This window comes from Xanthomonas sp. NCPPB 3959 (genome assembly GCF_056675575.1).
Genome location: NZ_JBWWVR010000004.1, coordinates 216428 through 238127, shown reverse-complemented (window position 1 = coordinate 238127; position 21700 = coordinate 216428). Strand labels below are relative to the sequence as shown.

The window sequence follows — 21700 nt, the reverse complement described above, 5'->3', positions numbered from 1 at the left end:
GTTGGTTTTGATTAAATTCGTTTGGAGCTGGCATGCCACCTGAAGTACAAAAATTGCAAAACGCCATAGAGTCAATTCCTGGCATTACCGATGCAGCGGTGGACAAGGTGGATCTTTCGGATATCACGGAAAGTGACTTCGGTCTTCTTCCGTATGCCGATCTGCCGCTTGGCGCATTGAAGCGTACAAATGGAGGCTTGGCCAACGAGATTGCCATCTCCGTCAATTTTGCTATCACGCGTGATCCGACAGGGCTCAAGGCGCTCGAGCTCATTTCTTGGTGGGTACGCGATTCAGCGCGAGCTGGCGAGCCGATGCAGATCAGGAGCGTCGCGCTCCCGCCCATTGGGGATCAGTTTGGCACGTCACTTCGCTTTTGCATCGATTATTTTTACGCCGATCCTGAGCAGGATATCGGCAGGCTACTGACCAAGGTGGGGACGTTGGCTGATGCGCTCAACAGCGCAAAGAGCCTATATCCCCAGGTCGTTGCTTCCTGACAATGCGTTCAAGCCGAATCCATCTCCGCGATGTACCCACGCGCCTGCCGACGCTGCGGGCGTGTGGGATTGCCGAGTGTCACCGCATAGATAGGCTGCCTTTATTGGTCCTTGGCTTGACCTCAATCCAATCTGAAGACGCCCGCTTCTCCAGTCCGTATGTCATACGCCACTAATGCCTCTTGAAAAGCGTCAGCGCTGCAAACGAGTTCACCGGCACTGTTCCAGATAGCGGACAGACCTGCTCCTATAAAATTATCGGCGGCGCCGATACAGTTCGCCATCATTACAGTCATGGAATGGGTTTTTGCCATCATCGGATAACGACTGTAGGCCGATGCGACGCCTCTCACAGACTTGGCCACGCTTGCCAGATACACGTGAGCGCCTGACTCTGCGGCGTGTTCTGCATGGCTTGCCTGCAGCGACTCGTAGCAGATGGCGGGTGCCAGGACATGATCTGCGTGTCTAAGCACGAGCTGTTCAGTGCCGGGGATGAAAAAAGGGCATTCGTCGACGTGTAGATGCTGCTTGGAATAGGTACTGCGCGCCAGCCCCGGTTGGAAGCAAATCATGCTGATTTTGGTGCCTTTCGTCCCCTTAGTCGGCGCACCAACGGCGATGAGCATGCCATGTCGGTCGCTTAATACCTGAAACTCATCAAAGCGTCGATCAATCGGGTGCACCGCCAGGGCCTCCGCCAGCCCCGGTTGATAACCGGTAAGGGAAAGCTCGGGAAAGACCAGCACGTCGGCATCTTTGCTCGCAGCCAGGCGGGTGACATCGAGGTGCTTACTGATGTTTTTTCCGATCTCGCCAGGTATAGAAGAGATTTGCGCAGCGATTAACTTCATTGCCTGTCTCGTGTGAACGTGTTGAGGTCGCGCATCTTGGCTGGGCGCTTACCTAAGCAACGGCCTCAGGAAGACAGATTGCCTGGATGCTTACCGAACCTCTCCAGCCTGAATTCTGTAAAAAAACGAGGCGCACCGGTTTGAGGCAGGTGTTCATTTGTTGAGCACCGTGGTTCCCCAGATCTGGTCGTAATCGGCATTGTGCGCTTTAGTAAATCCATGGGCATCGCTGAACCCCTCATCGACTTTCTGGCCATCCTTGTAGATCACATAATGGCGCCCGCCGGCAGACTGGTTGCCCGGGTAATGCAGCTGCATCCGGTAGACGAGCCTGCTCTCTTCCGCTGCCGGCGTTGCCTGTTGCTGTCCGCCGCCGCTGGCCATGTGCTTTATCTGCAACAGCGGTGTCGCCTGCTGCGGATGGGCAACAATCCAGCGCATGAAATTGGCTTGGTCCTGGGCTGAGGCTTGCCCGGACGCTGGCCAGATATACAGAAAAGTTGCCGGCGTACCGGGCGCTGTACTGGCAGCTGGCATGTGCCACTCATAGACCTGTTGCTTGCCGTCGGCTGTCGTCATTTCGAGCAGGCTGGCACTGCCTTGCGATGGGGTGCTGGCGGCGACCGGCAGTTCACTGATCGGCACCAGGCGGGAATCCGGTATGGCACCCGCAAGTGCCAGCAGTAGATCGCGCTGGTTTGTCACCTCCTGCGCGTTCAACGACAGCGAGCGCAGGTAGCGCGAACGCAGACTGAAACGGTAGCGCTTTTCCTGCAGGGTGAATTCTCCCTCGACCCTGGATGCTTCGTGCCAGTCGTGTCCGGGCGCCAAATTGACAGTGCCGTGCATGACGCAGAATCCCTGCTGCGACTGCGCCGCTGGCGGGAAGGGCGATGCGCTGCTGGTGATGGAGGCCAGGATTTCCTTGGTGCGCCGCTCGGTGATGTCCTGCAGGCGGCTAATGGCGCTCTTCTGAAAGCGAAAGGTCGTGCCATCGCGATGGACGAAACCGGTGACATGCACCACATTTGGATCGAGCGGCAATGCTTCTTCCTCGCGTGCGACGATCACCCTGCCATCATCCTGCGCCAGCGTTTCTACGGGCTTGATCAGTTGGCGCACCCGGCCATCACTGGCCGATGCTTGCGCGGCCAGCAAGCGCTGCGCATAGCTGGCTGCGTCTTCGCGGTAGGTGTCGATGTCGCCCCAATAAAACTGCGCGGAACTCCCCAGAAAATGCAAGGGCATGTTGGACGTCACGGCAAGCCGCCCGATGCAGTAACTTGTGTTGCCAGTAGTGTCTGCCGATGGCGGCAGCGGCTTGTGGGTGGTGTTGGTCGTGCTGCAAGCAGCAAGCAACGCCAGGGAAAGCCACAGTAGTGCGCCCATCGGGCGTGGGGCGGAACGTCTCAACGCAATTCCTTCAAAACAGCAATCCGCCATGATAAATGACGCCGGTCCACGTGGTGCGTCACCCATGGCCAGGCCACCGGAACCGCACTGCGTCGCTTCGCATCGGCTTTCATGCCGCGCGGTGGTTGATGGCGTGCCTGCCTCCGTTGCGTCTGCCACCGCAGGAGTGCGGCGCACCGGGGTGGCTAGGCTTGCGATTACTTCTTTCGATATACCCCGCCGAAGGAGACGTTCATTCCGCCGCATTCCAGGTTGTCGTCGGCCAGCAGCATGTCGCCCAGCAATTGCAGGCGCACCTTGCACGTGTCCTCGTTGACCTCGACGCGGTTGCCTTCTGGATAGCCGCGCGCGGTGACCGAGCCGGTGTGCGGACCGCCCGGCGTCTGTTCCGGGTCGGGGTAGGCGCTGGGCCAGTACGCATCGCCGTTGACGGTGATGCTGCCGTCTGCGTTGGGGGTCAATTGCAGCGTGTTGTCGCCGTAGTGCCAGTGGCCGTTCCACGCCTGCGGTGTGGGCGTGGCCGCGCTTGGTTGCATCTGCAGGCTCGATTGTGCGACCCAACCAGCATTGCCGCCTCCCTTGTTGGGATAGAGCACGCAGACATAGGCATTGCGGCGCTGCGCCGTCAGGACGATATCGTTCTTGACCACGTAGGCGCGTCCCTGGCATGCGGCCCCGCCCTTGTCCGGACAGCCATCGGTGTCCTTGAGCAGATGCAGGCGCGGCGGGATGACCTTGCCGAGGGAGAACGCCACCGGCGCGCTGGTGAACAATCTATTGCGGCAGGTGGCATCGTCGGTGGCAGGCGCGGCGTGGACCAACGGCGAAACGCCAAACAGGGCAAGCATCCAGGCCTTACGCATCGCAATCACTCCAAATGTGGCGCGGTAGTGTGCGGTAAACCGGGCCGTCTTTCAGCAGGAAAGTGTCACCACACGCCATGCGTACCACAGCCGCGCTGACCCACGTCCAGTTCCAAGCCCGCGTGCAAGCGCGCGCCGCCGCGTGCGGTGCGTGCATGGTGCGGCGTTGTGTCTTCGCCCCGCAGCCCATGCTTGTGTCTGATTAACTCAGTGGAAGTGTATGAGCTCTCTTCACCTGGGGAGGGCGATGCTGCTGTCTCCAATCGAAAGGGAGTCGAGCATGAAACAGTCACTGTTGGTCCTGTCCATCGTCGCGGCGCTGGCGCTCGCTGGCTGCAAGCCGGATGCCGACAAGGAGGCCGCAGCGCCTGCCGCGTCCACCGAGCCGACGCCGACCGGTGGCGCGGCGACCCCGACCACACCGCCTGTCGGCGAAGCCAGCCCGGCGCCGGAAGGCGCGGCGCGTGCGAGTTCCGGAGACGATATCGCCCTGGGCTTGCTCGGGGCGGTGGACAACCACGAGATCGCCGCAGCGAAGCAGGCGCAGGACAAGAAAGTCACAGGCGCGGTGCTGGAGTACGCGAAGATGATGGAAAAAGAGCACACCGAGAACCTGGAAAAGACCAAGGCGTTGGGGACGCTAGCCGAAACCCCGGACGTCAAGAAGCTGGAGAGCAAGGGCGAGCAGGACCTGTCCACGCTGGGGCAGACGTCCGGCAACGACTACGCGGCGGCCTACATCGATGCAATGATCGCCGGGCACAAGGACGCGCTGCAGTTGATCGAGACGCAGATGATGACAGTGGCGTCGACCGAGCCGGTCAAGCAGCACCTGACCGAGACCAAGACGCACGTCGAGCAGCATCTGGCGAAGGCGGAAGAGATCAAGAAGACGATGTAAGCGTGGGTGTGGCAGATCGCCGGTCTGCCACGCCTGGTCTGCAAACGGCGAGTGAGCGCGACGTCGTCGTTTTCGAACTTAGGGACCTGGAAGGGGGATCAGGGAAAAGGCGATTCCTCCCACAACCCCCAACAGCGCCAACACGCTAAGAATTATCGAATACAGACGCCTGGGAAAACTGGGGCGACGCTGAATGGCTCGAAGAATGGCGATCGGAACTAATGCATAGACAGCGCAAAGGGCAATGAAGTACCAGTTGATCTGATAGGAGGAGCCCTTGCCCAGCGCATTTCCGGCTTGAAACAAGACCACTCCACCAACAAGCGATAGGAAAGAGCGGATTGCGAATGCATTATTGGTTCTTGTTTGAATGCTCATACCTTCACATCGCTACAATCTGGAATGTTGCCCCAGCTGGGGTGCTTTATCAACGTGATCTCCTCTTACGCATGCATTGAACGTGATTGCTTCAGTACTAAGTGTCATCGCAACGTTGCAATGACTGGGCGAAAGTCTCCAGGAGTTTTGGTGCAAGGAGATACACTCCATGCGCTATGTGCCCAGGTCGCCGACGCGCTAGCCGGTGGTCCCTACTCTTCTGATGAGCTACACGATGTACACAGCAAGCTGCTCGTGCTGCTTGCACACTACACATCAGTGCTTTGCGAACATCAGTTGGACATTCCGTTCTCCCAGTCTGCTGATGCCTGAAAATTCATCCAGGTAGACTCTGCTTGGCGGGTAGGCTTAACTCAAGTATTAGGCGTCGCATCATGCTTTCCTGGGATCGAGCAGTCCTGCTTATTGGGGTTCTTGTCGCATTACTTGCAGCGCTTCCCGGCACTGGGTACGTCATGGGGCTCGATAAGGTTCACGGTCGCCCGGTGCCCGCTGATCCACATCTTTTTAGCCGGCAGGCCGCTGCCGCCGCATGGGCGCAATGTCGCGAGACACCGCCTGTCGTAGTAAAAGCGACGAACCCTTGGGGAGTGACGGGCATTTTCCTGTTCGGCGATCCCCATCGCACAACACCGGGCGAACGTGCGGCCTGGCGTATTGCCAGCACTCACAACGCGTCCTACCCGGTCGGGAACAAGCTTTGGTGGCATATCTCTGGAGTCGCGCTTACCATTTGGATGACTCGGCATTAGTTTGCGGAGCAGATAGCCGCCACGCTTGCTCGCGACGGCTTGTGCGAGTGACTTAACACTTCTTTCGACCCGACGCCGCTCAGTGATTGCACCTCCATCCGATATCATTGCAGGCCAGTGTGCGATTGCCGCCTGGTTCATTGCAGTCGCAATTGGGATGTTGATTTCGAATCGAAATCTCCGGGGTCATAAGGGAGGCTTCTTCAAGTGCCTCGGACTTGGAAGCTTGGTCATCGGGCTGCCACTGGCCTTCGTGCTGCCCTCATCCGCATACTTGCTGAAGTCCATCGTCATGCTTGTTCTGTCGATCTGCATAAGCGTAATGGGCTTGAAGATGGGATCGCGTTGGCACGCATGGCTCGGTTTATTGGCAGCGTTCTTGGCTTACGTCGCAGTCGGATTTCAGTATATGGTTGTTGAGACGGCGAGGTGAGTGTGGCAGTGAACGAATTGAGGCCTTAGATATCAATACAAGCTCGTTTGAATTTGCAGCAAAAAGCGTAGTGGTGGCTCCCGTCGACGACGGGTTCCACCTGATTGGTTTTAGTGACTGCGAAGTCAATGCCGAGACCTACCTCACGCTTCAACGCGCTTTGACTTTCGATGAGCAAGACGTGGCCTTCGGTATGGATACCTACCACGTCGAGTGGTGCAGCCAAGAAAGATCATCGTACGGTGGCATCTCCCAATTCACGCTTCGGCCGGGCTCTGCGGAGATTGCGTTCAGTTCAAGCGCCGCAAGAGGATTGGGTGGCATGGAACGTCTCAGCATCTTCTTCCAGCTCACACCCTTCGAACAACATGCGTTGCGGGATGCTCTTGGGTACATTTTTGGAGGTGACGGCTGCCTTGTCATGGCCGATGACTAAAAATACTACTGGGGCTGCGCGGAGCTACATGGGCATTTCAACCAACAAGCTTCTTGTACAGCGCCGCCCTCAGCGGACTCGCAGCGCTGGTGCGCCTGGCCTGCCTGATCGTGGGCGCTCGCCTGTTCCGACTCTTGGGAGCTGGTGAACAAATGGCGCAACTGCACTTGGCCGGGCTTGGTATCCTTGGCGGGCTGGTACATGCGGGGATTGGTGCAGCAAGCGCACGATCGTCTCGGCGCACTCGGGCCGGCTTCAAGTACTGCCGAAAGATCCCTGGCACGCTCGGCAGCAAATACGGAGGGATAACCTTGGCATCCTTTCTCTGGCAGAACTGATTTCAGCGTCCGGCCGCATTACCGAGCAAATCGGTGATCTTCTGGATGGCGCGCAATCAAGTTGACTATCGTTGACTAGACCGCTGGCAATCCGCTCACACACACCCACCTTGAAGGCGCCTTTATTTTCAGGCGTCGGCCGGAAGCTGATATGTCACAACCCTTGATTCTTGCCATGGCAGCGCACGTTGCCCTCGCCGCCTTTCTCTACGTGCTTCTCACCGTTGTCCGGGCTCCTGCGGTGTGGGGCATCGGCAGACCGAAGAGCGGCGCGAATCCTTGGGCGGATTTCGAGCCGCGGATCAGCGCCAACCTGTCGAACCAGTTCGAGTGGCCGCTGTTCTTCCATGTCGCGTGCATTCTGCTGATGTATCTGGGGCATGGCCACGACGGCCTCCTGCTGGCGTGGATCTTCGTTGCCGGCCGGGCGCTGCATAGCGGCATCCAGATCCTTACCCGCAATGTCCGGCTAAGAGGGGCTGTGTTCACCATCAATTTCCTGGCCGTGCTAGGACTCTGGGCGCTGGTGGTTTGGGTGGCTTGGTCACCGCCGGTCTAAAAAGGTTCGTCTAGGAAACCCTCAGCGCCGCGCCGCCGGCTCCCGGCGATAGACTCCACCAAAGCTGACGTTCGCACCGCCGCATTGCAGATTGTCCGCAACGACCAACAGGTCGCCAAGCAGTTGCAGACGTACATTGCAGTCATCTTCGTTGACGTCCACGCGGTTGCCCTCGGGAGTACCGCGTGCAGTAACGGCGCCAAAATGCGGGCCGCCTGGCACTTGCTCCGGGGTGGGGTTTGCACTGGGCCAATACGCATCGCCATTGACGGTGACGCTGCCGTCTCCATTCGCGGTCAACTGCAGCTGGTTGTCGCCATTGTGCCAGCGGCCATTCCATGCCTGCGATGTTGGCGTACTCGCACTCGGCAGAGGCTGCAGACTGGCCTGCGCCACCCAGCCGGCGCTGCCGGCGCCCTTGCTGGGATACAACGCGCAGACATATGCGCCGTGCCGCTGTGCCAACACCAGCGCATCGCCTTTGACCACATACGTGCCTCGCCTGCAGGCAGCATCGCCTTTGTCCGGACAGCCGTCGCTGTCGTTGAGCAGATACAACCGCGGCACCGCGACCTTGGCGATCGAGAACCCAGCCGTGCTGCTGGTGAACAAGCCATTGCGACACGTGGTCGCTTCGTCATCGCCTGGTGCCGCGTCGGCTGCCGCCGATACCAGTAACAGGGCCGCTAGCCAGAATCCATGCATGTGTATCAATCCAGGGTTGGAAAAGACCGGAGTCTAAACCAGTCATCTTCTTCTTCCCGGATGAGATCCATGAGCCGCGCTCACCGGCACCGATCAAAGGTTCTGACGCGTGTTTCTTCCGCAATAATCAAGCGGTCTTCCATCTGGCTCAGGATAAACACCGCAGGAACTTCCTTATTGGGCTTGTTTGCGGACGCGGTGATGATGCGCCACGTCCAAGGCGTGCGTGCGAGCAAGATCACCGTGTTGGGCCAGATGTCTTCGCCTTTGCCGGTCATATGATCCCAATCGAATCTGATGGTGTGCTTTGGGTCTGCTGCGTCACGGTCACATGGAATGCCTGCGGTGACCCATGTGCCTTGGAGGTTGCTAGGAAAGTTGGTCTTGGGGACGTTGCGCTGGTAGCTTTCGACGCCAGCGACGCGTGTCAAAGCACCTCGCTTCCACGTATAGGCTCGCGTGTAACGTCCTGGAGCGGGGCATCGGTTCGAGCCATCTGGATTGGATTGCTCCCGTTTGCAGATGTGCGATTTCTTTTGCACGACAAAGTCCACCTCGATGCGATTGCCCTGGACCGCTAAGTCCATGACCTCGCCCGGAATTTGTTCGCTTGCATCTGGCGTGTAGCCGGTCCTGCGTGCTCTGGTTTCCCATGGGTCCATCGGAACGCTGAGGCTCGGTGTCTTTTTTGGAATGAGTTTGCTCAGCACGTTGATCGCGTTGGGACAATCGGACGTGGAGTCGGTGCAATACGAGGAGCCGAGATAGACGATCTCATCGATGCCATCCTTATCCAGATCGATAGCGCGCACGAACCCCGCGTAATCCTCGACGACGATGTCGTCGTTGACGCTGAAGTCCTGCCACAGCCTAACGATCTCTTCGGCACGGCTGGAGGTCAGCTTCTGCTCCTTGGCTGTCGCGACTGTGGCGATGGCAAGCAGCGCCGCCATGACATAGATCCGCATCCTTGCTCTCCTTGCAGGTTGAAGATATAGCTTACAACTCCTCGCAACTTGCCGAGTGCACTGGCCGGATCCACTGGACTGCAGGGCGTTGTTGCCATTGCACGCGGATCCCAGATGTTCAAGACATGCTTGGTAGCGTGTTCGCCATCATGTCTTCTGTTCGATGCACCAATCCAGTGCCTGGTCGCGCGCTCCATGGCGCCACTTGCCGTATGGGCACCCATGCGCACGGTGCGCTCGTAAAGATGCGGTCTGTATTGTGTGAATTCGTCGCCACAGCCGCGCTTGTTTGATTTTCGTCAATTCGACCGACACATGAAATTCGCAGTGAGGGTGCTTGACTGCATGGGTCAAGAATCGTTGCGGAGTTGCGCATGAGTGCAGTCACAGGTGGAAAGGTCGGCCAGGCGGTTAGCCAAGGGGCGATCTGGACGGGAGTTGGACTGGTGCGTCGTGAGCGAGCGCCTGTGGATCTGCTGGGTGGTTCGCGCCGCGTTGCTCCCATTGTCGTCACGGCGCGTGTTTGCGCCGCGGTCTGCTGAGGAGGCGCCATGCGGATTTGTGTACTCAACGAAACAACCAATGAGCAAGCCGGGCTGGAGCAGCGCTGCGTCGCGGCGCGCGAGGCGGGCTGTGGCTATGTGGTGGCGCCGCCGCCGTTCGAGCGTGATGCAGAAGGCCGGCTCAGCGAAGCCGCCAGCGGCAGCGAGGCAGACGCAGCGCGCCTGGGTGAGCTTGTGCAGGCGGCGCAGCGCGCTGGCGTGAAGCTGCTGCTGGATGTGCGCCTGGACGAAGTAGGCGGCGCTAGCGCGGTGGTGCGCGAGAACCCGCAGTGGTTCCGTGCACGCAGCACGGCGGTGCCGGACCCGCGTCAGCCGCGCACCACGCCGGAAGTGGCCGAGGCACGCTTTGCCTACGCGCAGGAAGGTGCGGCGCTGGTGGAGTGGTGGAGCGCGCGCCTGCTGGACTGGGCGGCGCAAGGTGTGGCCGGCTTCCGCCTGCTGCAGCCGCAACAGGTGCCGGCGCAGCGCTGGCGCGAGTTGATCGCACGCGTGCATGCGCAGGCGCCGGAAGTGGTGTTTGCAGCGTGGACGCCGGGCCTGGGCACTGAAGCCTTGCAGCAATTGGCCGGTGCCGGGTTCGATGCGGCGTTCTCCTCGCTCGCGTGGTGGGATGGGCGCAGCAGTTGGTTCTTCGATGAAGACACCGCATTGCGCGCACTTGCCGCCCAGGTGGTTGCGGTGCTGGATGCGCCCGATGGCAAGCGTGCGGCGACGCCTGCGCAGCACTGGCAGCTGGCGCAGGCACTGGGTGGGGCGTGGTTGTTGAACGCTGCGCAGCTTGATGCAGTGCCGTCGAGCATCCGCGCCACTGACGGCGTGCCGGCAAGCAATGCCGGCCTGCGGCTGCGCCCGCTATTACGCGAAGCCACCGGGCTGACGGCCGTGGCGGTGGAGCCGCTCGGCGGCTTGCCCTCGTTGTTGTTGATCAATGGCGATGCCAACCATGTAGTGCCGGTGCCGGCCCCGGATCTGCTGCGTCTGCTCGGCGATGCCGAAGCGCTGGTGGGCGAAGACGGCAGCACCTTGTCTGGTGCGACGCTGGAGGCACTGGAGCCGGGCGAAGTGCGCGTGTATCGCAGTGTGCCGGCGCGGCATGTGCTGGCGGTGCCGCGCATGCGCCCGCGTGCGCAGACCGCGGCCGCGTGGCCACGCGTGTGCATCGAATCGGTGACGCCTTCGGTCGATAACGGCCGCTTTCCGGTCAAGCGCACGGTGGGCGACCGCATCTGCGTGGAGGCCGACGCGTTCTGCGATGGGCACGACCGCATCGCAGTCGCCGTGCTGTGGCGCCCGGCCGATGCAAAGACCTGGGCCAGCGCGCCGATGCGCGCCTTGGGCAACGACCGTTGGCGTGCGGAGTTTCCGCTGGAGCGCATCGGTACCTATGAGTTCCGTGTGGAAGGCTGGCGCGATGTGTTCGCCACCTTGCATGCGGATCTGGAAAAGAAGCGCGCAGCCAACACGGTGCTGCCGGTGGATGTGCAGGAGGCCGTGGCGGTGGTGCAGGCCGCGCATGCACGCAGCAAAGGTGCATTGGCCGAGCGTTTGCAGGCCGTCCTCACCCGCATCGGTGCGCAGAGCGAGCCGTTGCAGCAGCTGGCGATCGTGCTGGAGCCGGACACCGCACAGGCGATGGCGTTGGCCGACGACAAGCCGTTCCGCTCCGAGACGCCGGTGACGTTCCGGGTGGAGTCGGAGCGTCGTGCGGCGCACTTTGCCAGTTGGTACGAATTGTTCCCGCGCTCGCAGAGCGGCGATGCGCAGCGCCACGGCACCTTCGACGATGTGATCGAACGGCTGGCGCATATCCGCGCAATGAACTTCGACGTGTTGTACATGCCGCCGATCCACCCGATCGGTGCGAAGAACCGCAAGGGCCGCAACAACACGGTCACTGCGGTCGAAGGCGAGCCGGGCAGCCCGTATGCGATCGGCGCGGCCGATGGCGGGCATACCGAAGTGCATGCCGAGCTCGGCGGGCTTGATGGCTTCCGCCGCCTGATCCAGGCCGCACGTGCGCACGGGCTGGAAGTAGCGATGGACTTCGCCATCCAGTGCGCGCCGGATCACCCATGGTTGAAGGACCACAAGGACTGGTTCACCTGGCGTGCGGATGGCTCGATTCCATACGCGGAGAACCCGCCGAAGAAATACCAGGACATCGTCAACGTCGATTTCTACGCCAGCGGTGCGGTGCCGGATCTGTGGAATACGTTGCGCGATGCGGTGCTGTTCTGGGTCAACGAGGGCGTCACGCTGTTCCGCGTGGACAACCCGCACACCAAGCCGTTCCCGTTCTGGGAGTGGCTGATTGCCGATGTGCGTGGGCGCCGCCCGGATGTGGTGTTCCTGTCGGAGGCCTTCACCCGGCCGAAGATGATGTATCGCCTGGCCAAGTGCGGCTTCTCGCAGTCCTACACCTACTTCACCTGGCGCAACCACAAGCACGAGTTGCAGGAGTACGTGGAAGAGTTGAACGAAGGCGTGCCGCGCGAATGCTTCCGCCCGCATTTCTTCGTCAACACGCCGGACATCAATCCGCAGTTTCTGCAGACCAGCGGGCGCAACGGGCATTTGATCCGCACCGCGTTGGCCACGACCTTGTCGGGGCTGTGGGGCATGTATCAGGGCTTCGAGCTATGCGAAGCCACGCCGCTGGCGCCGGGCAAGGAAGAGTATCTGGACTCGGAGAAATTCCAGCTGCGCGCCTGGCCCGAACGTGCGCCCGGCGACATCGTCGATGAGATCACCCGCTTCAACCAGCTGCGTCGCATGCATCCCGAGCTGCAATCGCACCTGGGCACGCGGTTCTATCAGGCGCACAACGATCAGGTGCTGTACTTCGGCAAGTTCCTGGACGCCGGTTATCTCTCGCGCAGCCGCAGCATGGTGTTGGTGGCGATCAACCTGGATTCGCAGGCGGGTCAGGACGCGGACATCGAAATTCCATTGTGGGAGTTGGGCCTGCCCGATCACGCCAGCGTGGCGGTGGACGATCTGTGGGACGGCCATCGCTTCACATGGCAAGGCAAGCAACAACACATCCGTTTAGAGGCGACGCGGCCGTTCGCGTTATGGCGCATCCGCGCAGGAGAGGTCGCATGAATGCAGTCCCATCGTTACAAGCCGACGCAGAACAGTCTGCGGTGGTTGCAGATCAGCTTTGGTACAAAGACGCGATCATTTATCAAGTGCACGTCAAGTCGTTCTTCGACTCCAACGACGATGGCATCGGCGATTTTCCCGGCCTGATTTCCAAACTGGATTACATCGCCGAACTCGGCGTGGACACCATCTGGTTGCTGCCGTTCTACCCCAGCCCGCGCCGCGACGACGGCTACGACATCGCCGAATACATGGCGGTGCATCCGGACTACGGCACCATTGCCGACTTCGAGCAGTTGGTGGCGCAGGCGCATGCACGCGGCATCCGCGTCGTGACCGAGCTGGTGATCAACCACACCTCCGATCAGCATTCGTGGTTTCAGCGTGCACGCAATGCGCCGGCCGGCTCGCCGGAGCGCGACTTCTATGTGTGGTCGGACACCGACCAGGAATACGAAGGCACGCGGATCATCTTTTGCGATACCGAAAAGTCCAACTGGACCTGGGATCCGGTGGCCGGGCAGTACTTCTGGCACCGCTTCTATTCGCATCAGCCGGACCTGAATTTCGACAATCCCGCCGTGCTGGAAGCGGTGCTGGAAGTGATGCGCTTCTGGCTGGATCGCGGCGTAGACGGCTTGCGTCTGGATGCGGTGCCGTACCTGATCGAGCGCTCGGGCACCTCCAACGAAAATCTGCCGGAAACCCACGCGATCCTGCGCAAGATCCGCGCCACCCTGGATGCCGAATATCCGGACCGCATGCTGCTGGCCGAGGCCAACATGTGGCCGGAAGACACCCAGCAATATTTCGGCCAGAACGCCGACGAATGCCATATGGCGTTCCACTTCCCGCTGATGCCGCGCATGTACATGGCGATCGCGCGCGAAGACCGCTTCCCCATCACCGACATCATGCGCCAGACCCCGGAGATTCCGGAGAGCTGCCAGTGGGCGATCTTCCTGCGCAACCACGACGAGTTGACGCTGGAAATGGTCACCGATTCGGAGCGCGATTATCTGTGGCAGACCTACGCTTCCGATCGGCGCGCGCGTATCAACTTGGGCATCCGTCGCCGTCTCGCGCCGCTGCTGGAGCGCGACCGCCGCCGTATCGAATTGATGACCTCCTTGTTGCTGACCATGCCCGGCACGCCGGTGCTGTATTACGGCGATGAGATCGGCATGGGCGACAACATCCATCTGGGCGACCGCGACGGTGTGCGTACGCCGATGCAGTGGTCGATCGACCGCAATGGCGGCTTCTCGCGTGCCGACCCGGCGCAACTGGTGTTGCCGCCGGTGATGGACCCGCTGTACGGCTTCCAGGCGGTGAATGTGGAAGCGCAGATCCGCGACCAGCATTCGCTGCTGACCTGGACCCGCCGCGTGCTCAGCGTGCGCAAGCGCTACCAGGCCTTCGGCCGCGGCACCTTGCGCTTTTTGTATCCCGGTAACCGCCGCATGCTGGCCTACCTGCGTTGCTATCAGGACGAGACGGTGCTGTGCGTGGCCAATCTGTCGCATACGCTGCAGGCGGTGGAACTGGATCTGTCCGAGTTCGAAGGCCGCGTGCCGGTGGACATCATCGGTGGCGGCAGCTTCCCGCCGGTCGGCCGCCTGACCTATCTGCTCACTGTGCCGCCGTTCGGCTTCTACGCCTTCCAGCTGGTCAGCGAAGGGACCTTGCCGGATTGGCATGTGCCCACCCCGGTGCCGCTGCCGGATTACCGCACGCTGGTGTTGCGTAGCGATACCGACGAAGGCAACGCGCTGCTGCCGCATCTGTCCACGCTGGAAAGCGAGATCCTGCCGGCCTGGCTGTCGGCGCGGCGCTGGTTCTCGGCCAAGGATCAGGTGCTGAAACACGTGCGTATCTCGCGTCGCACGCCGTTGCCCGGCGATGAGCCGATGAGCCTGCTGGAGCTGGAAGTGGAGCTGGAAGATGGCCGCCACGAGAGCTACATGCTGCCGATCGGCATCGTGTGGGAGCGCGACCACCCCAGCACCCTGGCCGAGCAGTTGGCACTGGCGCGTGTGCGTCAGGGCCGCGAGGTGGGTTACCTCACCGATGCGTTCGCCCTCAAGCCGATGGTGCGTGGAGTGATCGATGCGCTGCGCGAGAATTCCACGCTGGAGTTCCGCGATGGCGACGATGCCTCGCAGCAGGGACAGGTGCGTTTTGAAGCGACGCCGGCGTTGGCCACGCTGGATATTCCGCAGGATCCGGACATCCGTTGGTTGTCGGCCGAACAGAGCAACAGCTCGCTGGTGGTCGCCGACAAGGCGGTGTTCAAGCTGCTGCGGCATGTGGCCAATGGCGCCAATCCGGAGATCGAGATCGGCCGTCGCCTGACCGAAATGGGCTATGCCAACGCCGCGCCCTTGCTGGGAAGCGTCAGCCGCATCGACGCGCAGGGCACCATCACCACCATTGCGTTGTTGCAGGGCTTTATCCGCAATCAGGGCGATGCCTGGCGTTGGACGCTGGACCATCTGGCACGCAGTTTCGACGAGTACGCCACCGCGCAGACCGACGAATCGCGCGCCGAAGCCGTGGCCGGTTACGACGCGTTCGCTGCCGTGGTCGGCAAGCGTCTTGCCGAGCTGCACGAAGCCTTGTCGTGCGAGACCGACGATGCGGACTTCGTCCCGCAGCGCATCGACCTGCCCGCCGCCAACGATGTGGTGGCCGGCGTTGCGCGCCAGGTCGAACAGATGTGGGACACAGTCAACGCACGCCTGGCCAGCAGCGACGACGCGATCGAACGCGACGCACTGGAAGCGGTGCTGGCCGAACGTTCGCAGCTGGAGGCCTTGCTGGCCAAGGCACCGGGCGTGCTCGCCGAGTCGTTGTTGACGCGCGTGCACGGCGACTTCCACCTGGGCCAGATCCTGGTGGCGTTCGACGATGTGATCCTGATCGACTTCGAAGGCGAGCCGGCCAAGCCACTGTCCGAACGGCGCGCCAAGGCCAGCCCGCTACGCGATGTAGCCGGTTTCCTGCGCTCGCTCGATTACGCCAGCGAAGTCTCGGCACGTGGCGAAGAAGGCACTGCCGCACGTGCGGGCGTGGGGGTGGATACGCATCTGGATGAATTTCTGGTGCAGTTCCGTCGCCGCTCCACGCAGGCATTTCTGGACGCGTACCATGCCGTGCTCGATGCCAGTACGCATCCGTGGATCGCACCGGCAGCGTTCAATGCAGCCACGCTGTTGTTCCTGGTGGAAAAGGCCTGCTACGAAGTGCGCTACGAAGCCGCCAACCGGCCCGGCTGGCTGATGGTGCCGGTGGAAGGCTTGCGACGCATCCTGCAACGCGCGCGCGCTGATGCAGGAGACACATGATGAGTGGAGTGATGACAGCAGTGACCAATCGATGGGACCCCGGCGCGACCCGCGCCCTGGCCGAGGCACGCCATGGCGATGCATTCGCCATCCTGGGCGCGCACCCGACCGACAGCGGACGGGTGCTGCGCACCTACCAACCGGGCGCCAACTACGTCAATGCAGTGCTCGACGACGGGCAGGTTATCGCGCTGGAGGCAGGCCCGGAGCCGGGCCTGTTCGCTGGCGAGTTGCCGGCGCAAGGCGCTTATCGCCTGCGCATCGGCTGGCCCGGTGGCGAGCAGGACACCGCCGACCCGTTTGCGTTCGGGCCGCAACTCAGCGACTTCGATCTGCACCTGATCAGCGAAGGCCATCATCTGCAACTGGCCGATGCGCTCGGTGCCAATGCGATCGAGGTCGATGGCGTGCGCGGCACGCGTTTCGCGGTGTGGGCGCCCAATGCCACGCGCGTGGCGGTGGTGGGCGATTTCAATAGCTGGGACGCGCGCCGGCATCCGATGCGGCTGCGGCATCAATCCGGTGTGTGGGAGTTGTTCGTGCCCGATGTCGGCCCCGGTGCGCATTACAAGTACCAACTGCGCGGCCCGCACGGAAACGAATTGCCGGCCAAGGCCGACCCGGTAGCACGGCGTGCAGAGCTGGCGCCGGGCACGGCCTCGATCGTGGCCGACCCCACGCCGCACCAGTGGAACGACGACGGCTGGATGGCCACACGCGCACGCCGTCAGGCGCACGACGCACCGATGAGCATCTACGAGATCCACGCCGGCTCCTGGCTGCGCGAAGAAGGCGTGGACCTGGACTGGGACGGGCTTGCCGATCGCCTGATTCCGTATGTGGCCGATATGGGCTTCACGCACGTCGAGCTGATGCCGGTGACCGAACATCCGTTCGGCGGTTCGTGGGGCTATCAGCCGTTGGGGCTGTTCGCGCCCACCGCGCGCTTCGGCTCGCCGGATGGCTTCGCCCGCTTCGTCGAGCGCTGCCATCGCGACGGGATCGGTGTGATCGTCGATTGGGTGCCGGCGCATTTCCCCACTGACGCACACGGCCTGGCGCATTTCGACGGCACGGCGCTGTACGAGCATGCAGACCCGCGCGAAGGCTTCCATCGCGACTGGAATACGCTGATCTACAACCACGGGCGCCGCGAGGTGTCCGGGTTTTTGATCGCCAGTGCGCTGGAGTTCCTGCAGCGCTTCCACGTCGACGGCCTGCGCGTGGATGCGGTGGCCTCGATGCTGTACCGCGATTACAGCCGCAATGCCGGCGAGTGGGTGCCCAACATCCACGGTGGGCGCGAGAACTACGAAACCATCGCGTTCCTGCGCCGGCTCAACGAGGTGGTGCGCGAGCATGCGCCCGGTGCGGTGATGATCGCCGAAGAATCCACCGCGTTCCCCGGTGTGACCGCCGATGTGGCGCATGGCGGGTTGGGCTTCCACTACAAGTGGAACATGGGCTGGATGCACGACACCTTGCACTACGCCGCGCTCGATCCGATCTACCGCCGTTATCACCACGGCGAGCTGACCTTCAGCATGGTCTACGCGTATTCGGAGCGCTTCGTGCTGCCGATCTCGCACGACGAAGTGGTGCACGGCAAGGGCTCGCTGCTGGGCCGCATGCCTGGCGACGATTGGCAGCGCTTCGCCAATCTGCGTGCGTACCTGGGTTTCATGTTCACCCACCCCGGGCGCAAGTTGCTGTTCATGGGCTGCGAGTTCGGCCAGCCCACCGAATGGAACCACGATGGCGGCATCCCGTGGCACCTGCTCGACGACCCGCGCCACCGCGGTGTGCAGACCCTGGTACGCGATCTGAATCGACTGTATGTCGAATACCCCGCGCTGCACGCCTACGACGACGATCCGTCCGGGTTTGCGTGGGTGGTGGGCGATGATGCGGCCAATAGCGTGGTTGCGTTCCTGCGCAAGGGCAAACGCGGCGATGCACCGGTGCTGGTGGTGATCAACTTCACCCCGATCGTGCAGCACGGGTATCGCATCGGCGTGCCACAGAGCGGTCAGTGGCGCGAAGTGTTCAATAGCGACGCCGGCATCTATGGCGGTGCCAATCTGGGCAATGGCGGCGTGGTCACTGCAGAGCAGCAATCCATGCATGGCCAGACACAATCGCTGCCGCTGCTGTTGCCGCCGCTGGGCGTCATCGTGCTGACCCCGCACGGCTGATGCATCGCATACACCGCCGGACTGCTGGTCCGGCGGTGTGGCACCTGTTAGATTGCGCGCCGTAGAGTGGTAAACGAAACACCGCGAACGCCTTCACTGGCGCGCGGCAGTTTTGTCAGCCGCTTCTTAGGTGGCCCGGGGAGGGCCACCGGGCACAGCCGCCGCCATGCCTTCCGTCGACCGTCTTTGCGGGAGCGTTGTGCGTGGGCGTTTTGATTGCTGTGATTGTTGTTTGGCTTGTTGAGGCCGCTCTCTGCGCTGTGCGCAACAGTGGCTGCGCGCATGCAGGGGTGTGCACGGCACAGCCACTGCGTGCGACCGCGCGACGTGGCTACCGATGGCTTGCCCGGCTTGGTGCGCTGCCTGAGTCCACCTCGACGCAGGCTTGCTCATGAGCAGCATGATGACGTTTTTGTATCTGCTCGCCGCTGCCGCCTCGGCCTTTGCGTTTTATCTGGCAACCACGCATCAACGTCTCGTACTGCGGCGCCGATTGTCTGCGCGCCTGTTGCGCAGCGGTGGCAGCGTGTTGTTGGTGTTGTCGCTGGCCTGCGCCATCCGTGCGCTGGGTGTGTGGGCGGGCATCTTCGCCGCAGTGACTGCGCTGATGCTGGCGGCGGTGGCGCTGCCGTATCTGGATGTCTGGCAACAGGCGCGTGCGCAACGCAGGCAGGTGCGTCATGTGGGCTAGATGGTTGGCTGCCGTGGTGCTGGGCCTGCCGCTTGCGGTTGGCATGGTCGGCTTGTGCGCGTTGTTGCTGCCGGGGCCGCAGCAAAGCTACACGCTGGCGTGGCTGCTGCTGATGTTTCCGGTGTGGATCGGTGCAATGGCACTGCCGTTCGTGTTTCGTAGCGCATTACGCGCCTGGGTGGTTCTCGGCGGGCTGACCGTGCTGTGCTACGTCGCACTCGCGGGCATCAAGGTATTGGGCTGGACGGAGTTGAGCGCATGAAAGCATCGACCTTGCGCGCGTTTCTCTCCGTGCATAGCTGGATGGGCTTGTTGGCCGGCATGGCCTTGTTTATCGCCTTCTATGCCGGCGCCCTCACCGTGTTTACGCATGCGTTGAGCGACTGGCAGGCCACGCCACAGGTCACGCAAAAGGCACCAGCCGATCCGGTTGCCGCAGCGCAGGCCTTGCTGGACGCGGTGATCGCCGAGCATCCGCAGGTGGCCGAATCGTTTCTGGTGCTGCTGCCCGGCGAACACGGGCCGATTCCACGGCTGTATTGGTATGGCGCGCAGGCCGATGCCAGTGGCGGCATGCGCCAATACCAACACGCCGCCGATGGCACGCTGCAGGAGTTGCCGCAGCGCGTGGGCTTTGCCGATTTCCTCTACGACCTGCATTTCACCGCCGGACTGCCGCGTGTGTTCGGCACCTATCTGTTCGGCGTGGTCAGCGTGCTTTACGGGCTGGCCTTGCTCAGCGGGGTAGTGCTGTACGCGCCGGTGTTCTTCAAGGATCTGTTCGCGCTGCGGCTGGGCCACAACCTCAAGCGCCTGTGGCAGGACGCGCACAACGTGGTCGGCATGTTGTCGCTGCCGTTCCATGTGATCTTCGCCTGGTCCGGTGCGGTGCTGTGCCTGGGCGTGTTGCTACTGGCACCGTTTCAGTTTCTGGTGTTCGACGGCAAGTTGATGCAGATCCTGGAGCCGGAGTTCGAGCTCACCCCGCATGTGGCACCGGCCAAGCGTGCCGCTCCGTTACTGCCGGTCGCGGTGCTGCTGGACAAGGCGCGCGCAGCTAGCCCGGGGTTTGTGCCGGAAAGCATCGGGTTTCACGATGCCGGCGATGCCAATGCGCGTGCGGAAGTCTATGGCCACCACGATCAGCGCCAGCTCAACACACTCGGCGGCGTGGCACTGGAAGCGGCAACCGGCAATGTCTTGCGGGTGCTCGAGCCCAGGACGATGTCGGCCGGCACCGCTGCACTGCGTGGGCTGCAGTCGCTGCATTTCGGCAATTTTGGGCATGCGCCGGTGCAGTGGTTGTATTTCCTGCTGGGCCTGGGCGGTGCGTTCCTGTTCTACAGCGGCAACTTGTTGTGGATCGAGGCACGCCGCAAGCGTCGCCTGGTCGAGCAACCGCGCCGCACGCATGCCATGGCGCGCCTCACGGTGGGTGTGTGCCTGGGCAGCGTCGCCGGCATCTCGGCGTTGTTCATCGCGGCGCGGTTTCTGCCACAGGGACAAGAGCGTTATGTCTACTACGCGGTCTTCGAGCTCATGCTGATGTGGGCCTTGCTGCGTCCCACTGCACGCGGCGCCTACGAGGTGTTGCTGGCGTGCGCCGTACTGACGGCGTTGATTCCGGTAGCCAGCTGTTTTTCCGCGCGCGGTGTGATGCTGCCGTGGCAGGACGCAACGGTGCTCGGCGTCGACCTGATTGCGCTGGCCTTGGCATGGACGTACTGGCAGCTGGCACGCGCGAGCAAACGGCGCGGAGTGCAGGGCGATCCGAACAGCGTCTGGGCGTGGGGAGACCGCGCCGCTCCGTGAGCGGTCGCTGTGCCTGCGCGCTGTAGTGCATTGCAGCGCTGCCTGCACAACGCGGGTGTTGCAGACCGAAGATCTGGGCCCGGTTGAGCTCAACTCACGTGCGACGACATGCATGTCACGTACGATCCTTGGCCTCTTGTCGCTGCTGACGTTTGTTTGGGTGCGTTGAAATGTCCACACCACTGCGCATTGGCCTGATCTCAGACACGCACGGCTTGCTGCGGCCGGAGGCGGTCGCCGCGTTGCAGGGCTGCGCGGCCATCATCCACGCCGGCGATGTGGGCAAGCCGGAGATTCTCACCGCGCTGCAGGCGCTGGCACCCTTGCACGTGATTGCCGGAAACATCGACAACACGCCATGGGCAGCCGGGCTACCCGAGACGCTGGATCTGCTGATCGCAGGCGTACGCATCCATGTGTTGCACGATCTGAAAACGCTGGCGCCGGAGGTCGCTGCAGATGTGATCGTCAGCGGTCATTCGCACAAGCCAGCGGTGCACATGCGCGACGGCGTGCTGTACGTCAATCCGGGCAGCGCCGGCCCACGTCGCTTCAGCTTGCCGATCAGTGTGGGCACCTTGTGGTTGGGCGATGGCCCGCCGCGTGCGGAACTGCAAGTGCTACAGCTGCGTTGATCCAGGGCAGATGCCTGCAACAAGCGGTGAGCCACCATGCAGGTGACGCGGTGCGACGGCGTGCATCTGACTTCGATACGCTCGATCCAGCATGCACTGACAGTACGAACGCAAGCTAATGGGAGCGCATGAGTCTGCAAACAACTTTTCGCTGATTTTATGCGGCCTATATGCGTGCATCTGCGCTATCTGTTGAATGCTTGTGCACGCTTGCAACCCATGCGCTGACCC

Annotated in this window: 18 protein-coding genes; 12 read left to right on the top strand and 6 right to left on the bottom strand. The window is 62.1% G+C overall.

The annotated features are described in order from the left end of the window. The first annotated feature begins 32 nt into the window (after positions 1–32). On the top strand, positions 33–500 hold the full coding sequence (locus AC1KVG_RS07100; protein WP_481093923.1) for a hypothetical protein: 468 nt from the start codon (positions 33–35) through the stop codon (positions 498–500). 122 nt (positions 501–622) lie between these two features. Here AC1KVG_RS07100 and AC1KVG_RS07095 read toward each other — a convergent pair whose 3' ends face one another. The 3 genes from AC1KVG_RS07095 to AC1KVG_RS07085 all read right to left on the bottom strand — a co-directional run bounded on the left by AC1KVG_RS07095 (position 623) and on the right by AC1KVG_RS07085 (position 3630). Continuing rightward, positions 623–1354 carry a carbon-nitrogen hydrolase family protein gene (locus AC1KVG_RS07095; protein ID WP_481093922.1) on the bottom strand — a complete coding sequence of 244 codons (732 nt, stop codon included), beginning with the start codon at positions 1352–1354 and terminating at the stop codon, positions 623–625. Positions 1355–1507: 153 nt separating this feature from the next. Next, positions 1508–2833, bottom strand: a complete 1326-nt coding sequence (locus AC1KVG_RS07090) for a hypothetical protein (RefSeq protein WP_481093921.1) — start codon at positions 2831–2833, stop codon at positions 1508–1510. 131 nt (positions 2834–2964) lie between these two features. Continuing rightward, positions 2965–3630 (bottom strand): hypothetical protein, encoded by a 666-nt coding sequence (locus AC1KVG_RS07085; RefSeq protein ID WP_481093920.1) that lies wholly within the window; start codon positions 3628–3630, stop codon positions 2965–2967. Between the two features lie 280 nt (positions 3631–3910). Here AC1KVG_RS07085 and AC1KVG_RS07080 point away from each other — a divergent pair, with 280 nt between their 5' ends. After that, positions 3911–4531: a DUF4142 domain-containing protein gene (locus tag AC1KVG_RS07080; RefSeq protein ID WP_074058675.1), complete on the top strand. Its 621-nt coding sequence runs from the start codon at positions 3911–3913 to the stop codon at positions 4529–4531. Positions 4532–4609: 78 nt separating this feature from the next. On the opposite strand, the gene AC1KVG_RS07075 is transcribed toward AC1KVG_RS07080, so the two are convergent. After that, positions 4610–4909, bottom strand: a complete 300-nt coding sequence (locus AC1KVG_RS07075; protein WP_481093919.1) for a hypothetical protein — start codon at positions 4907–4909, stop codon at positions 4610–4612. A 24-nt stretch (positions 4910–4933) separates the two neighbouring features. Between AC1KVG_RS07075 and AC1KVG_RS07070 the strand changes: the two genes are divergently transcribed. From AC1KVG_RS07070 to AC1KVG_RS07060, 3 genes are all read left to right on the top strand, one after another. Then, a complete protein-coding gene (locus AC1KVG_RS07070; protein WP_481093918.1) occupies positions 4934–5242 on the top strand; it encodes a DUF6959 family protein in 309 nt (102 codons plus the stop codon). 943 nt (positions 5243–6185) lie between these two features. Next, positions 6186–6551, top strand: a complete 366-nt coding sequence (locus AC1KVG_RS07065) for an Imm10 family immunity protein (protein WP_481093917.1) — start codon at positions 6186–6188, stop codon at positions 6549–6551. Positions 6552–7040: 489 nt separating this feature from the next. Next, on the top strand, positions 7041–7448 hold the full coding sequence (locus tag AC1KVG_RS07060) for an MAPEG family protein (protein WP_481093916.1): 408 nt from the start codon (positions 7041–7043) through the stop codon (positions 7446–7448). Between the two features lie 21 nt (positions 7449–7469). Here AC1KVG_RS07060 and AC1KVG_RS07055 read toward each other — a convergent pair whose 3' ends face one another. Together AC1KVG_RS07055 and AC1KVG_RS07050 are read right to left on the bottom strand one after the other, a co-directional pair. Then, positions 7470–8153 (bottom strand): hypothetical protein, encoded by a 684-nt coding sequence (locus tag AC1KVG_RS07055; protein ID WP_055825755.1) that lies wholly within the window; start codon positions 8151–8153, stop codon positions 7470–7472. Positions 8154–8233: 80 nt separating this feature from the next. Further along, a complete protein-coding gene (locus AC1KVG_RS07050) occupies positions 8234–9121 on the bottom strand; it encodes a hypothetical protein (protein WP_481093915.1) in 888 nt (295 codons plus the stop codon). A gap of 551 nt (positions 9122–9672) precedes the next feature. Between AC1KVG_RS07050 and AC1KVG_RS07045 the strand changes: the two genes are divergently transcribed. From AC1KVG_RS07045 to AC1KVG_RS07015, 7 genes are all read left to right on the top strand, one after another. Next, a complete protein-coding gene (locus tag AC1KVG_RS07045; RefSeq protein ID WP_481093914.1) occupies positions 9673–12789 on the top strand; it encodes a maltotransferase domain-containing protein in 3117 nt (1038 codons plus the stop codon). Then, positions 12786–16136 (top strand): maltose alpha-D-glucosyltransferase, encoded by a 3351-nt coding sequence (gene treS, locus AC1KVG_RS07040; protein ID WP_481093913.1) that lies wholly within the window; start codon positions 12786–12788, stop codon positions 16134–16136. Before AC1KVG_RS07045 ends, treS begins: the two co-directional genes overlap by 4 nt. Before the next feature lie 11 nt (positions 16137–16147). Next, positions 16148–18331, top strand: coding sequence for a 1,4-alpha-glucan branching protein GlgB (gene glgB / locus AC1KVG_RS07035; protein ID WP_481093974.1), 2184 nt, complete (start codon positions 16148–16150; stop codon positions 18329–18331). A gap of 391 nt (positions 18332–18722) precedes the next feature. Continuing rightward, positions 18723–19022 (top strand): hypothetical protein, encoded by a 300-nt coding sequence (locus AC1KVG_RS07030; protein ID WP_481093912.1) that lies wholly within the window; start codon positions 18723–18725, stop codon positions 19020–19022. Further along, on the top strand, positions 19012–19284 hold the full coding sequence (locus AC1KVG_RS07025; protein WP_481093911.1) for a hypothetical protein: 273 nt from the start codon (positions 19012–19014) through the stop codon (positions 19282–19284). Before AC1KVG_RS07030 ends, AC1KVG_RS07025 begins: the two co-directional genes overlap by 11 nt. Beyond that, positions 19281–20834, top strand: a complete 1554-nt coding sequence (locus AC1KVG_RS07020) for a PepSY-associated TM helix domain-containing protein (protein WP_481093910.1) — start codon at positions 19281–19283, stop codon at positions 20832–20834. Before AC1KVG_RS07025 ends, AC1KVG_RS07020 begins: the two co-directional genes overlap by 4 nt. Before the next feature lie 170 nt (positions 20835–21004). Continuing rightward, complete coding sequence (locus tag AC1KVG_RS07015) at positions 21005–21469, top strand: metallophosphoesterase family protein (protein ID WP_481093909.1); 465 nt, start codon at positions 21005–21007, stop codon at positions 21467–21469. Positions 21470–21700: the final 231 nt, after the last annotated feature.

Excerpts from the sequence above, each read along its gene's own strand:
- AC1KVG_RS07070 (WP_481093918.1), top strand. The coding sequence starts at position 4,934 with ATGTTGCCCCAGCTGGGGTGCTTTATCAACGTGATCTCCTCTTACGCA.
- AC1KVG_RS07025 (WP_481093911.1), top strand. The coding sequence starts at position 19,012 with ATGTGGGCTAGATGGTTGGCTGCCGTGGTGCTGGGCCTGCCGCTTGCG.
- AC1KVG_RS07060 (WP_481093916.1), top strand. The coding sequence starts at position 7,041 with ATGTCACAACCCTTGATTCTTGCCATGGCAGCGCACGTTGCCCTCGCC.
- AC1KVG_RS07020 (WP_481093910.1), top strand. The coding sequence starts at position 19,281 with ATGAAAGCATCGACCTTGCGCGCGTTTCTCTCCGTGCATAGCTGGATG.
- AC1KVG_RS07080 (WP_074058675.1), top strand. The coding sequence starts at position 3,911 with ATGAAACAGTCACTGTTGGTCCTGTCCATCGTCGCGGCGCTGGCGCTC.
- AC1KVG_RS07030 (WP_481093912.1), top strand. The coding sequence starts at position 18,723 with ATGAGCAGCATGATGACGTTTTTGTATCTGCTCGCCGCTGCCGCCTCG.
- AC1KVG_RS07045 (WP_481093914.1), top strand. The coding sequence starts at position 9,673 with ATGCGGATTTGTGTACTCAACGAAACAACCAATGAGCAAGCCGGGCTG.
- AC1KVG_RS07085 (WP_481093920.1), bottom strand. The coding sequence starts at position 3,630 with ATGCGTAAGGCCTGGATGCTTGCCCTGTTTGGCGTTTCGCCGTTGGTC.
- treS (WP_481093913.1), top strand. The coding sequence starts at position 12,786 with ATGAATGCAGTCCCATCGTTACAAGCCGACGCAGAACAGTCTGCGGTG.
- AC1KVG_RS07015 (WP_481093909.1), top strand. The coding sequence starts at position 21,005 with ATGTCCACACCACTGCGCATTGGCCTGATCTCAGACACGCACGGCTTG.
- AC1KVG_RS07055 (WP_055825755.1), bottom strand. The coding sequence starts at position 8,153 with ATGCATGGATTCTGGCTAGCGGCCCTGTTACTGGTATCGGCGGCAGCC.
- AC1KVG_RS07100 (WP_481093923.1), top strand. The coding sequence starts at position 33 with ATGCCACCTGAAGTACAAAAATTGCAAAACGCCATAGAGTCAATTCCT.
- AC1KVG_RS07075 (WP_481093919.1), bottom strand. The coding sequence starts at position 4,909 with ATGAGCATTCAAACAAGAACCAATAATGCATTCGCAATCCGCTCTTTC.
- AC1KVG_RS07095 (WP_481093922.1), bottom strand. The coding sequence starts at position 1,354 with ATGAAGTTAATCGCTGCGCAAATCTCTTCTATACCTGGCGAGATCGGA.
- AC1KVG_RS07050 (WP_481093915.1), bottom strand. The coding sequence starts at position 9,121 with ATGCGGATCTATGTCATGGCGGCGCTGCTTGCCATCGCCACAGTCGCG.
- glgB (WP_481093974.1), top strand. The coding sequence starts at position 16,148 with ATGACAGCAGTGACCAATCGATGGGACCCCGGCGCGACCCGCGCCCTG.
- AC1KVG_RS07090 (WP_481093921.1), bottom strand. The coding sequence starts at position 2,833 with ATGGGTGACGCACCACGTGGACCGGCGTCATTTATCATGGCGGATTGC.